Source organism: Paenibacillus sp. VMFN-D1, from assembly GCF_003386155.1.
GTDB lineage: Bacteria > Bacillota > Bacilli > Paenibacillales > Paenibacillaceae > Paenibacillus_AQ > Paenibacillus_AQ favisporus.
Window position 1 is genome coordinate 3181297 of the sequence record NZ_QRDU01000001.1, and the last position, 14535, is coordinate 3195831.

A 14535-nucleotide genomic window follows, 5' to 3' on the forward strand; every position below is an offset into this window, starting at 1 on the left:
AATCCATCTAAAATATCCCACTATAAGAAGGAAAGATTGCCAAGACAGGAGGAAGATGGCCATGAAATCCCCTATCTCGTTTGTTCAATCCGTCATGATCATGATGCTGAGCACGGGGCTGCTGAACCATGTCATCATCATCCCGATTTTGCTGGATGCGGCCGGACGCGACGCCTGGATGTCTATAATTCTTGCGGGGGCATGCTCGCTGGTATGGATTGTGATTCTGCACATTGGAATCAGCAGAACCGCCAAGCGTCCGATATTTGACATCTTCTCCAAAGCTTACTCCCCTATTGTAGGACGCCTGCTGGCCGGATCGGCAGCGATCTACCTCTTTGCAATATGTACGATTACGACCCGGGACACCGTCTACTGGATCCATCAGACCTTTTCTCCGGAAACACCGATTCTGGTGTTTGCCCTGATCTTTCTTTTCATTTCGGTGGTCAACGCGCACCTTGGCATCCAATCCATTGCCAATACAGCGAGCGTCCTGCTGCCCGTTGTCGTCCTGCTCGGCTTTTTCGTCATGTTTTCGAATACTCCACATAAAGATTACTCCCTGCTTAAGCCGCTTCTCGCCCATGGCATGCAGCCGGTCTGGAGCGGCGCGGTCTATGTGGGGGCAGGCTTCGCGGAGTTGATCATGCTGTTCTTCATGCAGCATCACATCCAGTCTCGCCTGACGTACTTGCATTTCTTGACAGTGGTCCTCCTCTTGGCAGGTCTGACCATAGGTCCACTCATAGGCTCAATTGTCGAATTCGGAACGGACGAGGCGGCCAAGCTGAGGTTTCCGGCTTACGAGGAATGGAGACTGCTCACGATCGGCCGCTACATCGAACACTTGGACTTTTTCAGCGTGTACCAATGGTTCAGCGGCGCGTTCATCCGGATATCGCTCACCATGTTCCTCATTCTGGATGTATTCCGGATTCAGAGCATTAAGGGAAAGGCATGGATGCTGGGCTGCCTTTACGCGGTCATCCTCTTCATTTCGACCATGCCGATCAGCGATCAGGCCTTTTTAAAAATGATGTCTCACTACTTACTCCCTATATCGATGTGGGGGGTACTGGCGTTTTCGGTTATTATGGCAGGACTCCTCCTGCTGGCTCAGCGAAGGGGGAAAGCGGCGTCATGATGAGAAAAAGCAGCCGGAACGGTTCAGCGATCGATGCTTTGGTCTCCCGCTTATTCGATTCGAGCGCGGATATTAAGAACATAACCCTCCAGCTATCCAATGCAGATTACAGCGTTCAGCTGCTGTACTGCCAAGGGTTGTGTGACGTCAACAAAGTGGAGCAGGATATCATTCCTGCGCTGAAGGACATTTCTGAAGATATTTTTCGATCGGACCAGATGAACCTGCAGCAGAAGGTTCCGTTTCACATGAAAAACCTGCCTGAAAAAGGCCGTGAAGAAGCCATAAAGGAAACTGTGCTGAACGGAAATCTTCTGCTCCTATTCAAACCTACGTACCAGATTTACTCGGTAACTCTGGCCAATCCGCCCATTCGGCAGCCTGAGGAGCCTAATACGGAGGTGTCTAGCCGCGGGCCGCGGGACGGATTTGTCGAAGATGCATACACCAATCTGGCCTTGATTCGAAGAAGGCTCAAAACCGAATTGCTGGCGGTCGAAGCATTCACGATCGGCTCGGAAACGTCGACCGAGGTATTTCTTCTGTACCATAAGGATGAAATCCAGAAGCATGTGCTCGATGAAATCCGCTCCAGGCTCGCACGCGTACGTACCAAAGGTCTGATCAGCAATACGCAGCTGGAAGAAACGTTAACGGGCTTTTCGCTTTTTCCGCTGATGACCTATACAGGCCGGCCGGACTACACGGTCAACGCTCTGCTTCACGGCAAATTCGCGCTCGTGATGAACGGCTCGCCGACAGTGGTTTTCGGCCCCGTGACCTTTAATCTTCTGCTTAACACGTCGGAAGACGCTCATTACGTCAATACTTTCGTTGCCTTCACAAGGTTATTAAGGATCATCGGGGTCATGCTGTCGCTTTTTTTACCTGGATTTTGGACGGCGATTACGGCATACCATCAGGATCAAATCCCCTTCACCCTGCTGGCGACCATCGTCAACTCCAGGCAAGGCGTACCGCTCCCGGTGCCGTTGGAGGCCGTGGTGAGCCTGCTGCTCTTCGAGATTTTCAGGGAGGCGGGAATGAGATTGCCCTCATCCTTCGGACAGACTCTGTCGGTCGTCGGCGGGTTGATTATCGGCCAGGCTGCCATCAGCGCGGGGATTGCGGCACCGGGGACCATCGTCGTTACGGCAATATCGGTCGTCTCCACCTTTACGCTGGTGAACCAGTCCTTAGTCACGGTAGTCAGCCTGCTAAGGCTGGTGATTCTGCTGATCAGCGGATTTCTCGGACTGTTCGGAACGCTGACGAGTCTGCTGGCTCTCGTTCTGTTCCTGGTCAATCTTCGATCCTTCGGGACCCCTTTTTTGGCCCCTCTGTCTCCACCTCAATTTAAGGAATGGTTTAAGGTTCTTTTCCGCATGCCTTGGGGCAAGGGGAAATTCAGCGACCATTCCGGAAACAAAGGATGAATTACGGCATGAAAACGATCCGCTGCATCGCTATCGTTATCCTGCTCTCTACGCTGCTGACCGGCTGCTGGGGGACCAGGGAAATCGAGCATATGATTTACGTTAATACGCTGGGCGTAGATTACGTCAAGGACAAAGTTGTCGTGTACATCCAAATGGTCAACTTTGGGGGGATTGCGAAAAAAGAACCGGGACAATCCCAACAGCAGAAAACCTTTATCGGGAAAGGTGAAGGCGATGCATTCGACACTGCCATATTCAATCTGTACGCATCGAGCCCGCAGCGGATTGTTTGGAGCAACATCAAAACGGTCGTATTTACCGAAGACGCATTAAAGCACGGACTGATCGACCAGGTTCTGGACGTATGGGACCGGTACTACGAGTATCGTTATACCGTGTGGGCGATGGCCACCAAGGAGCCCTTAGAGCAAGTGCTCAATACTTCATCAACCAGTGAGCTGTCCGCAATTTACTCGCAGCTGAACAGCCCGATGCGTTCATATGAACAAAGTTCGGTGATCGCTCCGCTGTACATGTACAAACTCATATGGAAATGGAAAGAAAAAGGCGAGACGGTCCATCTGCCCTACCTGGTAATCATTGGAGGGTGGACCGACAACAAGAAGCCATCCCCCAACATCAGCATGGCCGGCGTATGCTTTCTGGACCATCAGAAGTTCCGGAGCTGCCTTCCGACACAAGATATCCTGGGACTCCGCTGGCTGGAAAAGAAAACGATAAGAACGTCCCTTGTCGTCAAAGGAGAAAAGAAAATCAAGGCCATGATGGTCATGAATAATATCAAATCGTCGATCCGTCCGCGCCTCGTCAATGGGAAACCTGTCTTCGATTTCAAAGTTTCCATGCAGGGGACGCTTCCGCAGCTGAGTACAAGCCTCCATCGCCAACAGCTCGAAATGCAGGCTGCCAAGGAAATCAAAAGCCAGATCATGGACACGTATTTAACGGGACTCGCCAAAGATATCGACGTGTACGGCCTGTCGGCAAAGCTGTACCGCAGCATGCCCAAGGAATGGCAGGAACTAAGCAACAAAAGACAATTAAAGCTGGATCAAGGAAGCATTGGTATCATTACCGTCAAAGTTAATTTGATCAGCGGCGGTATTTCCAAAATGCGATGAAATGAAACAGCACTACTCCTGATGAACCAAGGGATATTTTTCGCGGATGAAGTCAAGGAAAGTTTCCGATACCGGGGTAAGCGGCCTGTCTTTTTTCCATACTACGCCGATCGGAAGCTTGCATGCCGGGTCATCGACCTTCACCCAGTGCAATTGATGATTTTGAACACCTATCGTCTTCGGCAGCAAGGCAACTCCAAAACCCGCAGAAACGAGCCCGGCCACCGTATCCAATTCGTCCGCTTCAAATACGGTGTTCGGGCGAATCTGTTTTTTTTCGAACAATTGGTTGATGGTGAAATTTAACCCGCAGGACGTCTTTAAACCGACAAAAGGCTCATCCTGCAGCTCCTCCAGACTGATTTGGCTTTTGATGCTCCACCGATGATGCTGCGGAAGGGCCAGAAATAATTCGGGCATGCCGAGCAAATGCCAGTTGAACTTGTCATCCAGCAGCTCGGGCGTGGAAAGTCCGAAATCGCATTCGTGATTGGAGATGAGCGTGAGCAATTGCTGATTGGAGCTCTCATGAAGCTCAAAACGGATGTCGGTATAACGCTCCCGGAAGGAACCGAGCAGGCTCGGGATCAGCTGAGCTCCGAGCGTATGCAGGAAGCTAAGGGAAATCACACCTGCCTCCGGATTGATTTGGTTCGCGATCTCCTGTTTGGCTTGCTCAATTTCACGAAAGGCTTGTTCGGCCCGTTCCAGAAAAAGGCGCCCGAACCGGTTCAGGACCAAATTACGTCCGCTCCGTTCGAACAAAGCCACGCCCAGCTCCTTCTCCAAGCCTGCAATGGAACGGCTCAAGGCAGGCTGGGACAGGGATAACTGCTGTGCCGCCTTCGTCATATGCTGCAGCTTCGCCACCGCAATAAAATACTCTATCTGCTGCCACTCGATTTTCATCCCCTCCTCATCCATTACATTTATGCATGATTTATATACGAATTATAAATTAGACGAAATGAACGAACAAGGATACGATTCTAACTATAAGGAGGGATCGCCGATGACGTTCGATAAGCAGATGCTAAACCACTTGCGGCAGCCCGTGTCTTTTACGGTAACTGGGGGCGGCGGCGTTAAGCTCCATGTCGAGGAATCGGGCAATGTCCATGGCCGCCCGCTGCTGTTCCTGCACGGCGGATCGCAGTGCAGCTTGTGTTGGAAGAAGCAGATTCATTCGGAGCTTGCCCTGGATTACCGCCTGGTAACGATGGATTTTCGCGGACACGGGCAATCGGATAAACCGGCGCAAGGGTATGCCGACGGACGGCTGTGGGCTGAGGACATTCGTGCCGTCATTCGGGAGCTGGGATTGATTCAACCGGTATTGGTCGGCTGGTCATTCGCGGGAATCCCCCTTCTCGACTATATCCGGGAGTACGGGGAGAACGAAATTGGAGGTTTCCTGTTTGCGGGTGCCTTAACCCGGCTGGGCAGGGAAGCCTTAATAGCCGATATGGGAAGCGACACGCTGAACATGTCGGCGGGCCTCTTCTCCGACGAACCGATGGTTCGGATCAACACGCTGGACCAGTGGCTGGAGCAAAGCGTGTTTTATCACACCTTGACCCGCGAGGAACACTATCTCTTTCTCGGATCCAATGTGGTCGTTCCGGCATTCGTACATCAAGGAATCTTTAACAGACAGATCACGAACGACGATGTTTTGTCATCGATAACGAAGCCCGTTCGGATCACGCACGGAGCCCAGGATCGCACCGTGAAGCTTGAAGCCGGCCGGCGAACCGCCGAAATCATCACCCATTCCAAGCTGTCCCTGTATGAAGAAGCCGGGCATGCGGTCTTTTGGGATCAGCCGGAGCGCTTTAATCGGGAACTCAAAGAGTTTGTTGATTCGATCGGACCGAGCTGAATCCGAAATGCTGCATCCATGCTCAATGCTTAATTTTCTGCAAATCATCCATCATTATTTAAGAGAGGCGGCATCAAAAATGAACACTTATCAAGCATTAACGGTAGATTGGAAAGGGGAACAGCTGAAGCCGGAGGTACGGGGCTATTCGCTGGACGAACTGCCGGAAGGGGACGTAACGATCCGCATTGCATACTCAGGCGTGAACTATAAAGACGGGCTGGCCAGCATCCCTGGAGGCCATATCGTGAACAGTTACCCGCATATTCCGGGAATTGACTTAGCCGGAACCGTCGTCGCTTCGTCTGACCCGGCATTCCGTGAGGGAGACGAGGTCCTCGTTACGGGATACGGATTGGGGGTATCCCATCCGGGCGGCTTCAGCCAAATGACGCGGGTGCCCGCTGCTTGGGTCGTCCCCCTGCCGCCGGGTATGTCGGCGAAGGCAGCGATGGCGGTCGGCACCGCCGGGTTCACCGCTGCGTTATCCATTCACCGGATGGAGGAGAACGGACTGGCTCCCGGCCAAGGCCCTGTGCTCGTGACCGGCGCCACTGGAGGCGTGGGAAGCTGGGCCGTCGCCATGCTGGCGCGGTCGGGTTATGACGTGACGGCCAGCTCCCGCAAAAGCGCTGAAGCCGAGTATTTGAAAAAACTAGGCGCAGCCGAATGCATTTCGCCCCAGGAGCTGGAATTGCCTGAAGGACGCTCTCTTCATCAGGAGCGGTGGGCCGGTGCGGTCGATCCGGTAGGCGGGGCTCTTCTGCCTCATGTCCTAAGATCGGTCCGTTACGGAGGCTCTGTCGCTGTCAGCGGTTTTACCGGGGGAATGGACTTCGCCTCATCGGTGCTTCCGTTTATTTTACGCGACGTTAATCTGCTCGGCATTGACTCGGTGCAGTGCCCTATGGAGCTCCGGCGCAAAGTATGGGGACGGATCGCGGCCGAGTGGCTGCCGGAAGAAGAAATGCTCGATTCCGTCGTTCGCGAGATTGCGCTATCCGATCTGCCGGACGCGTTGACTCAAATTCTTCAAGGCCGCATGCGGGGCCGGGCTATCGTGAACCTCACTTGAGCAGCATGTCATGGTAAAGCATGAGACGTGCACTGGAACGCTGGTTGCTGTTAACGACCCATCCGGTCACGTCTTTTCAATTGTCAGGAGTTAAATCATTTATCATATAATTGAGCAGTTCTGCGTACTCGATCAGCGATCTCTGCCCTTATGTGTTCAGGTCCCAATACGAGGACATTCGGCCCAAAACTTAGAATCGTATCATATAGCCAACTATCCTCCAGAAACTCCCCTTTAACTCGAAGTGAACCGTCAGGTAAAGGGGTGATCAATTCCGCTTTGAAGTAGTCCTGTACTCTCGTTCTTACCTGCGGCTGAAAATGCAGCTCCAAATGAGTAACCGGACCGCGATCGTTCCATAAAGCTTCTAAGTCCTCGATCGTTTTATCTCGGCGAATAAAGCTCTCTGAGGCAATCCGCAGGTTGTTTATTCGGGATAATCGAAAGATTCGATAATTGTTCCGAGTCGTACAATACCCGTACACATACCAATGATAACCTTTTAATGCTATCGTCATCGGTTCTATTTTACGAGCATGATATTCGCCAAGTGTGTCTGGGTAATCAAATTCAACCATCAAGTTGTCCTTAATGGCTCCGTGCAACTGTTCTATAATGTCTTGTTCCGATCGTCCATGCCCCCACGGATTAAAGTCTACGATCATTTTCTGCTTATGCTCCTGCATTTGATCACGTTCCGCTTTTACGATAAGAGCTTGTACTTTATCCATTAACAGTTGGATCTTCTGATCATCCAGTGAGGAGAGCATCCCGTTCAGAGCCGTCTCAATCACAAACAGTTCTTCAAAAGTCAGCAGCTGACGGTCTAGTTTATAATGATCGATCAGTCCGTAACCCCCAGCGATCCCCGTATAGGATACGATAGGGATACCCGCCTTATTAATTGCGTCGATATCTCGGCAGATCGTTCGGACCGATACCTCAAAACGTTCGGCGAGTTCCTTGCCGCTTATTCTATCGCGCCCCAACAGCAGCGTCACGATAGCAAGAAGCCTGTCGATTTTCAAGGCTCTTGTCCTCCATTTCCGCTTCACACTATAGTTCAATACACACTCATTAAAGCACAAAACGTTGGCCTAAAAAACCCGAACAGTTAATGACATAATGATGTCGTAAACGGTATAGTACAATGTCACTGCACCTTAAACGAAAGGAGAGGCAAACCTTGATGAATCTAATGATTACAGACAACAAGTATTATCACGCTCCGGATCACCCCGAACTCATTGAGCTTGAAAGCAACCTTTATCTTACAATTTCCGATCAAGGGGCCCCTGGCAGATCTGCCCACCTGGCTGCTGTACAAGCACTTCACACCTCTGCATACGGAGTCAAATCACTGATGATGAAGGAAGGCAAAGATTTTATCGTGCCGGTTCTGGAGGGGCTCTGGTGGGTGGACGGCAATAAGCCTGTTCGGGAAGTGCCAATGGAGCAATGGTATTGGAAACTGCTCATACGAGTTCCCGACTACGTGACAGATTGCCATTGGGAGAGGACCAAAATAAATGCGATCATGGACAATCCGCTCATTCAATCTATCGCTTTAGAAACGATCAATGAGGGTAAATGCGTGCAAATGATGCATAACGGACCCTATGATCGGGAGCAGGAAACCGTGGATTTGATTGAGGCATTTATGAAGGACCATAACCTGGTACAAAACGGGCTTCATCATGAAATTTATATTTCCGATATCATGAGCACCCCTCCGGAGAAGGCAAGGACCATTTTACGACACCCGGTAAGAAAAGGCACAACATAAACCAGAAGGTGAGCCTTGAGGTCGGATCACTTCGCTTGCCCGTAATTTGCCAAAGGAGGCGGCAATCGACGGGAAGACAAAAATGGCGGCGCAGGGATAACCCTCTGCACCGCCATTTTATCAGTTCCATTCGAGAAGACTTACTGCGGGCGCTCAATCGTGAATATGTCCCCGATCCGCGCGTAATGGTTGCCGGCCAGCCGGCTTACCGCAGCCAGACGCCGGGCGTCGATCCTACCGTTCTCATACAAATCCTCCTGGATATGAAACTGAACGATTCGGCCGATGATGAAGTCGCATCCGTCAGAATCCGTTCCACCCAGCTCAAGCGCTTGTTCGAGCACGCACTCCATCCGGATCTTGGCTTCGGCGACGCCCGGAACGGAGACTTTGATGCTTTCGACGGGCGTCAATCCGGCTATTTCGATTTCGCTGTGGTCCGGAGGCAGCTTGGCTGCCGTTTCATTCACTTGCCGGACATTCTGCTCATCCACGATATGAACGACAAACTCCTGGAGGTCGCGAATGTTTCTGGCCGTATCCTTTAGTTCGCCGCCTGACCGCTGAATGGACAAGGAAATCATCGGAGGGTTACTGGACACGATGTTAAAGTAGCTGAACGGCGCTCCGTTCAATACGCCATCCTGTGATTTCGTCGTCACAAACGCGATCGGCCTGGGAATGATGCTGCCAATCAGCAGCTTGTAGTTATCCCTTTCGCTCTGGGCCCCAGGATCGATGGATATCATGCGGGCTGCCCCTCCCTTCAATTAGTCCAGTGTTCTGACTTCAAACGGAAGCAGAACCCGTTCAAGCTCAGTGCGATGAGGTTCGTATTGCGCCGGCAGCATCAGCTGCTGTCCCATCGTTTCCAAAGACTCGTCATGGGCAAATCCTGGAGGATCGGTGGCAATTTCAAACAAGATTTCGCCATGCTCTTTAAAGTAGACGGCATTGAAATAGTTGCGGTCGCGGACATGCGTCACGTGATAGCCGTTGTCAGCAACATAGCTCTGCCAGTCCAGCTGATCCTGATCGTCTTTGGCCCGCCAGGCAATATGGTGAACCGTTCCGACCCCCATCTGGCCGCGGCCTGCCGAGGCCAGCTTCAGATCGATGACGTTGCCGATATCCGCCGTAGAGCGATACCGGGCCAGATCCCCTTCTTTGCCGATGAGTTCCAGACCCATCACGTTCTCCAGCAATTCGGCCGTCTGCTCCGGATGCGCAGAATACAGGGTCGCGCCTCCGAATCCTTTGATCGCAACGTCCGCAGTTACGCCGCCAAAGCTCCAGGCATTAGGCTCCCCTTCCTCCCGCTCAACGATTTCCAAATGGAGTCCGTGCGGATCGTCAAACGTCAAGTACGTTTCGCCAAAGCGCTGCGTTTTTGTAAAAGGAACCTGAAACTGCTCCAGCCGTTTTTCCCAGAAGGACATCGCACCGGCAGGCACAACATAAGAGGTTACTCCAACCTGGCCGTCGCCGATTTTGCCCTGATACGCGTTTGCCCAAGGAAAGAACGTAATGATCGTCCCCGGTTTGCCGCCTTCATTGCCAAAGTACAAATGATAGGTACCCGGATCGTCGAAGTTGACCGTTTTCTTGACCAGGCGAAGCCCCAATACGCCGGCATAAAAATCGACGTTTTCCTGCGGATGACCCACAATGGCTGTAATATGGTGAATTCCCATCGTTTTTTTACTCATTTTAAATTCCTCCCGTGATCTTCATTATTTTAGATCGAATGATTAAACCTGTACATGAAGCTGATGCTTGATTTTTCCGAGCAGCTGTACGAAGGTTCCCGACTCCTCTTCAGACAGTGATCCGAACAGATGCTCCACCCGCTCCTGATGTCTTGGCATGATGGACTGCATGAACGCTTCCCCTTCGCGGGTAAGAACCAGATGGATCACCCGGCGGTCGTCAGGACACGGTACCCGTTTGAGCATGTTCTTGCGCTCCAGCTTATCGATCACATACGTCATGGATCCGCTTGACACCAAAATGCGCTGCGCCACTTCGTGGATCGTCTGCTTACCATGGAAGTAGAGGACTTCCAATACTGAAAATTCCGTAACGTGAAGGTCGGTTTTCGCCAGCTCGGCTCTAATGCATTCCTGGATTTCTTTAGAGGTCTGCATTAACGCCAGGTACGCTTTATTTTTGCATGTTGATTGCATCCGATTCCCACCCTTCAAAAACCTTAAATTCATTTGTCTTTAATTTGAGATATTTGATTATGAGACAATTCTATGCTTAAATGCGGTTGGTGTCAACCCCCTTTTTTTCGTCTTTCTGAATAACCCCTTCCCTGCCTCAGTTAGCCGCTTCTAGAGGGTTTGACCAGAGTTGACGATGTTTAAATCGACCTTGCATTTCACGGTAAGATGAGCATACTCTTCATACCAGTCAAGTTTCTTCCAGGACGCATAACTCATACTGTTGCGCACATAAGCACCAATCCCGATGCTGTCGACCTTGTTATCCTGCATAAACTTGATCATCTCTTCGGCTCTGCTCTCCAGATGCCTGGCTGCCTGCTGCAATAATGTATTTCGGTCCGCATCACTGTGCAGCTTCAATTTTCCGATATACTCGAGCACCGATCCGGACGCCTTGATATGAATCATCACCATGGGTTTACCGCTCTTGTCGCGAAGAACATCGATCTTCCGGTCACTCTTCAAATAGTTGAAGGTGATCAGCTCTTTGTGCTGTCCTTCCGAAGCCAGATGGATCGTCATATCCGCATGCCGCAGATTATGTCGTAACAAAGCCAATATGTGCAAATCATCCGGTTTGATTCTGGTAATATATCTGTCCCCTCTAAACAGTCCTACGCCGGAGACCGTAATCGTATCTCCCGCGTCTTTGATGATCGGAGCGATCGGATCAATTCCGTCATCGTAATAATCCCGAATGAATTCGTACAGGGTAGCCTCAGGCACCGTCTGATACGCCGCTTCCTTTTCCAGCAAAGTATAAATGTACCGGTCGGTTCGGGGGTGCTCCTTGTAATTTTTTTTAAGCAAATCATAGGCATCGCCATCAGCCAGAGTAATCTTGACTTTAGGCGGAATCGATGGATCTCGGCTCAGCGTATCCATCTGGTCCAAAAGACCGCCCTCGGCTAAAGGCAGGCTGAAGAGAAGGTTCCGCAGTTGTCCGTTAACCAGCAGCAGACTGGTTTGTCTGACCAATTTCGGTTGTGAGTCCTTACTGCTGTGGGCGATGGCTTGCAGCACTTCCCGGTCCGTCTTGGAGTTCGGGTCTGCCTTGGGTACGCTCAGTCCGATTTTAAAATTATGGTCCGGCAAAAGATCGTAGCTGATCGTGTGACAAAATCCGGTTCTCTCCAATATGTGCTGATCGTCGCATCCCGTAAGCATGGCAAGGGTCAACAATAATCCGGGCCACCTTTTGTTCATCGTTGTAATTCACCTCTGCTCCGTTGAATAAGCAACAACAAGATCAAAGCAATCGTGAAGCCGAAAGCAAGACCGATTTCGATGTAAGCCGCGTAATGCAGCCACCTTTGAGCCTCCATCAGCCCTTCCGGGATAAAGGAGATCACATAACCGAACAATATTATCAAAAAGCTTAATACGGCAGTTTTTAATTTGGGGAACATCCTTTTCCCGACCTCAACGGCAGCCCAGCTGTTCATCACCGTCGTGATCATGGTCGTAAACAAAAGAAAACCGTAAAGCAGATTCTCAATACGTTCAATGAGCGGAAGGTGAACATAAGCAAACAAGACCAGAATCGGGTATTGCAGGACCTTCAGATAGCCCAAACCGAAAAAGCCAAAAGAGACGAAGGCAATGAACGCATACACGATGGTCGCCAGCCCGCTGCTTATAAATGCCGACCGCATGAGATGCGTTTTTTTGTCCGCATATGGAAAAAGCAGTAGGGTCAGCTCGTATCCGAGAAAAGCTGGATACACATCGAAAAAACCTTTGATTTTGTCCGGATTTCCACCTTGAAAAATGAAAGGCGTAAGCCGGGTCCACTTAAAGTCATGATAGTAAAAAAAGAACAAAAAAAGGATCCACACCGTGATGATATAAAAAACGGTCGAAACTTTGGCAATATTGTAAATCCCCTTATTAATCAATAAATAGGCGAGCATACAAAAAATAAACATAAAGATCATCGGATGGGTCGAAGGAAAAGCGATAATTTGAAAGATAAATATGTACTCTTTCGCGGCCAAACAGCCGATCGTTACCCAGAAACAGCATAAACAAAGGTAAATCGGGAACAGAACGATTTTGGGAATCGACCTTTCCAGCGTTTCAAAGACGGATTTCCCTTTGGACAGCCGATAAACAACAGCAATGATCGCGGTGTTCAGAAATACAAAGGCCGCCAAAATGAATATCGCAAGCCAACCGTTCGTTCCAAAATGCTGGGCAAGCATTCGGGGAAGGCTGAAACTGAATACGCCGACTTGGGTCATATAGATTAATATGGTGGCGTGAAACGCAGATAACTTCTCCTTCATGAGCCGTCACCTACCTTCTGGGTTTTTGTCTTATCCGGTTTGGAGTCTTGGTTTGCGTAGGTCTTTCATCCAGGATAAAAAATGGAGCCCGGATAAACGTATCTTTCCAATCCCTAAACTTAAACGGGGCAACGGGAGTTAAATATGACGTACCGAGGCTGAGCACTCCCCCAAGATGAATAATGATCGCGGTGAAACCGATCGCAATCCCGAAGTTCCCCCAAATTCCTGCCAATACGATGATTCCGAAACGGATGATTCGAATCGAGCCGCTCATGGCATAACTGGGAATAACAAAGGAGGAGATCGCAGAGATCGCCACGGCGATAATTAAAATATTACTTGTCAGACCGGCCTGAACGGCTGCCTGCCCGATGACAATACCCCCGACGATACCGATGGTTTGTCCGATTTTAGTAGGAAGCCGGGCGCCGGCTTCCCTTAGCAGCTCGATCGTGGTTTCCATCAGCAGAGCTTCATATAAAGGCGGAAAGGGAACCCTGCTTCTGGATTCCGTTAACGGGATCAGCAGATTTTCAGGAATCATCTCATAATGATATGTCGTGACGGACACGTAAAGGGCCGTGAAGGCGACCGTAATGATAAAGGCAACGAATCTAAGCAGGCGGATTCCTGTACCGACCATCCATCGTTGATAGTAATCGTCCGAGGAAGAAAAAAATTCGAACACGGATGTAGGGGCGCTAAATGCTGAAGGACTCCCGTCGCAGAGCCCGACCACCCGCCCGGATACCAGCTTGGATGCAATCGCGTCCGGACGTTCCGACGTAATGAATTGGGGAAACACGGATTTCGGGCTGTCCTCTATGCATTGGATGAGCATCGAGGTGTCATACACGGCGTCCATTTCAATGGCTTTAATTCTGCTAATCGCCTCATGGACATAATCCATGTTTGCAATTCCATCTATATAAAGGATAAACACATCCGTTTTGGTGACTTCCCCCACAGACAACCGGATCACTTTCAGATGTGAGCTTCGAATTCGGCTGCGAATGAGCGCCAGGTTCGTTCCCGCACGTTCTGTAAAAGCATCATGGGGGCCCGTAATGACCGTCTCCGTTTCGGATTGGGTAACGGCGCGCGACTCGGGGCCGAAAACATCCACTAAATAGGCGGATTGCCCGTAAAAGATGGCTGCCTGTCCTGAAAGAATCCCTTTAACGATTTGCTTACTGTCCTCATTTTTGGAAAATTGGCTTTGCTCCAACACGTCGGATAATCCAGCTTCACCAGCTTGCAGCAGCGGGGTTAATACGTCGCGAGTCAGCTTGTCCATATCCATCATGGGACTAAAGTACACGATATCCACTTGAAGTTTGGGGTACGTTCGGTGCACCAGATCGGCGCAATTGTCAAATTGCTCCAGCGTATGTTGAAGAGAGGGCCTTTCGTTGTTTTCAGGATATGCCTCGACAATGGCTTCCTGCGATTTAGATTCATCCTTGAGCATGGCCTTCCATAGTTGTTTGAAAAATGGCATTTGTCGGTCCCCTTGCAGCACGGTTTATGAATCTTTCTCATCAT

The 14535-nt window shown here is 50.5% G+C and carries 14 protein-coding genes; 6 read left to right on the top strand and 8 right to left on the bottom strand.

All coding sequences use genetic code 11. The features are described 5' to 3' along the window. The first annotated feature begins 61 nt into the window (after positions 1 to 61). Genes C7820_RS14605 through C7820_RS14615 form a run of 3 tightly spaced genes read left to right on the top strand, consistent with a single transcriptional unit; the run spans position 62 to position 3728 of the window. Positions 62 to 1147, top strand: a complete 1086-nt coding sequence (locus C7820_RS14605; RefSeq protein WP_116231483.1) for a GerAB/ArcD/ProY family transporter — start codon at positions 62 to 64, stop codon at positions 1145 to 1147. After that, the gene (locus C7820_RS14610; RefSeq protein WP_116231484.1) at positions 1144 to 2583 is read left to right on the top strand and encodes a spore germination protein; all 1440 of its coding nucleotides are present in this window, start codon (positions 1144 to 1146) and stop codon (positions 2581 to 2583) included. Before C7820_RS14605 ends, C7820_RS14610 begins: the two co-directional genes overlap by 4 nt. Positions 2584 to 2591: 8 nt before the next feature. Further along, positions 2592 to 3728, top strand: coding sequence for a Ger(x)C family spore germination protein (locus C7820_RS14615; protein WP_181909035.1), 1137 nt, complete (start codon positions 2592 to 2594; stop codon positions 3726 to 3728). Positions 3729 to 3740: 12 nt separating this feature from the next. Here the strand turns inward: C7820_RS14615 and C7820_RS14620 are convergent, their stop codons facing one another. Beyond that, entirely contained in the window at positions 3741 to 4637 is an 897-nt protein-coding gene (locus C7820_RS14620; protein WP_181909036.1) for a LysR family transcriptional regulator, read from the bottom strand. Positions 4638 to 4740: 103 nt separating this feature from the next. Between C7820_RS14620 and C7820_RS14625 the strand changes: the two genes are divergently transcribed. Both C7820_RS14625 and C7820_RS14630 read left to right on the top strand, forming a co-directional pair. Beyond that, positions 4741 to 5610 carry an alpha/beta fold hydrolase gene (locus C7820_RS14625; protein WP_181909037.1) on the top strand — a complete coding sequence of 290 codons (870 nt, stop codon included), beginning with the start codon at positions 4741 to 4743 and terminating at the stop codon, positions 5608 to 5610. Positions 5611 to 5689: 79 nt separating this feature from the next. Further along, a complete protein-coding gene (locus tag C7820_RS14630) occupies positions 5690 to 6685 on the top strand; it encodes an acrylyl-CoA reductase family protein (protein ID WP_116231487.1) in 996 nt (331 codons plus the stop codon). 95 nt (positions 6686 to 6780) lie between these two features. Here the strand turns inward: C7820_RS14630 and C7820_RS14635 are convergent, their stop codons facing one another. Continuing rightward, a complete protein-coding gene (locus C7820_RS14635; RefSeq protein ID WP_181909038.1) occupies positions 6781 to 7713 on the bottom strand; it encodes a helix-turn-helix transcriptional regulator in 933 nt (310 codons plus the stop codon). Positions 7714 to 7874: 161 nt separating this feature from the next. Between C7820_RS14635 and C7820_RS14640 the strand changes: the two genes are divergently transcribed. Then, on the top strand, positions 7875 to 8471 hold the full coding sequence (locus C7820_RS14640; protein WP_181909039.1) for a GyrI-like domain-containing protein: 597 nt from the start codon (positions 7875 to 7877) through the stop codon (positions 8469 to 8471). 140 nt (positions 8472 to 8611) lie between these two features. Here the strand turns inward: C7820_RS14640 and C7820_RS14645 are convergent, their stop codons facing one another. The 6 genes from C7820_RS14645 to C7820_RS14670 all read right to left on the bottom strand — a co-directional run bounded on the left by C7820_RS14645 (position 8612) and on the right by C7820_RS14670 (position 14491). Then, a complete protein-coding gene (locus tag C7820_RS14645; protein ID WP_116231490.1) occupies positions 8612 to 9220 on the bottom strand; it encodes a flavin reductase family protein in 609 nt (202 codons plus the stop codon). 21 nt (positions 9221 to 9241) lie between these two features. Beyond that, a complete protein-coding gene (locus C7820_RS14650; protein WP_116231491.1) occupies positions 9242 to 10180 on the bottom strand; it encodes a ring-cleaving dioxygenase in 939 nt (312 codons plus the stop codon). A gap of 42 nt (positions 10181 to 10222) precedes the next feature. After that, positions 10223 to 10657 carry a MarR family winged helix-turn-helix transcriptional regulator gene (locus C7820_RS14655; protein WP_116231492.1) on the bottom strand — a complete coding sequence of 145 codons (435 nt, stop codon included), beginning with the start codon at positions 10655 to 10657 and terminating at the stop codon, positions 10223 to 10225. A 150-nt stretch (positions 10658 to 10807) separates the two neighbouring features. Next, positions 10808 to 11905, bottom strand: a complete 1098-nt coding sequence (locus C7820_RS14660) for a Ger(x)C family spore germination protein (RefSeq protein WP_116231493.1) — start codon at positions 11903 to 11905, stop codon at positions 10808 to 10810. Then, a complete protein-coding gene (locus C7820_RS14665; RefSeq protein ID WP_116231494.1) occupies positions 11902 to 12987 on the bottom strand; it encodes a GerAB/ArcD/ProY family transporter in 1086 nt (361 codons plus the stop codon). The genes C7820_RS14660 and C7820_RS14665 overlap by 4 nt, the downstream gene beginning before the upstream one ends. A gap of 10 nt (positions 12988 to 12997) precedes the next feature. Then, positions 12998 to 14491: a spore germination protein gene (locus C7820_RS14670; RefSeq protein ID WP_258875240.1), complete on the bottom strand. Its 1494-nt coding sequence runs from the start codon at positions 14489 to 14491 to the stop codon at positions 12998 to 13000. Between the last annotated feature and the right edge of the window lie 44 nt (positions 14492 to 14535).

Coding starts and splice junctions, on each gene's coding strand:
- C7820_RS14605 (WP_116231483.1), top strand. CDS start 62: ATGAAATCCCCTATCTCGTTTGTTCAATCCGTCATGATCATGATGCTG.
- C7820_RS14610 (WP_116231484.1), top strand. CDS start 1,144: ATGATGAGAAAAAGCAGCCGGAACGGTTCAGCGATCGATGCTTTGGTC.
- C7820_RS14615 (WP_181909035.1), top strand. CDS start 2,592: ATGAAAACGATCCGCTGCATCGCTATCGTTATCCTGCTCTCTACGCTG.
- C7820_RS14620 (WP_181909036.1), bottom strand. CDS start 4,637: ATGAAAATCGAGTGGCAGCAGATAGAGTATTTTATTGCGGTGGCGAAG.
- C7820_RS14625 (WP_181909037.1), top strand. CDS start 4,741: ATGACGTTCGATAAGCAGATGCTAAACCACTTGCGGCAGCCCGTGTCT.
- C7820_RS14630 (WP_116231487.1), top strand. CDS start 5,690: ATGAACACTTATCAAGCATTAACGGTAGATTGGAAAGGGGAACAGCTG.
- C7820_RS14640 (WP_181909039.1), top strand. CDS start 7,875: ATGAATCTAATGATTACAGACAACAAGTATTATCACGCTCCGGATCAC.
- C7820_RS14645 (WP_116231490.1), bottom strand. CDS start 9,220: ATGATATCCATCGATCCTGGGGCCCAGAGCGAAAGGGATAACTACAAG.
- C7820_RS14650 (WP_116231491.1), bottom strand. CDS start 10,180: ATGAGTAAAAAAACGATGGGAATTCACCATATTACAGCCATTGTGGGT.
- C7820_RS14655 (WP_116231492.1), bottom strand. CDS start 10,657: ATGCAATCAACATGCAAAAATAAAGCGTACCTGGCGTTAATGCAGACC.
- C7820_RS14660 (WP_116231493.1), bottom strand. CDS start 11,905: ATGAACAAAAGGTGGCCCGGATTATTGTTGACCCTTGCCATGCTTACG.
- C7820_RS14665 (WP_116231494.1), bottom strand. CDS start 12,987: ATGAAGGAGAAGTTATCTGCGTTTCACGCCACCATATTAATCTATATG.
- C7820_RS14670 (WP_258875240.1), bottom strand. CDS start 14,491: ATGCCATTTTTCAAACAACTATGGAAGGCCATGCTCAAGGATGAATCT.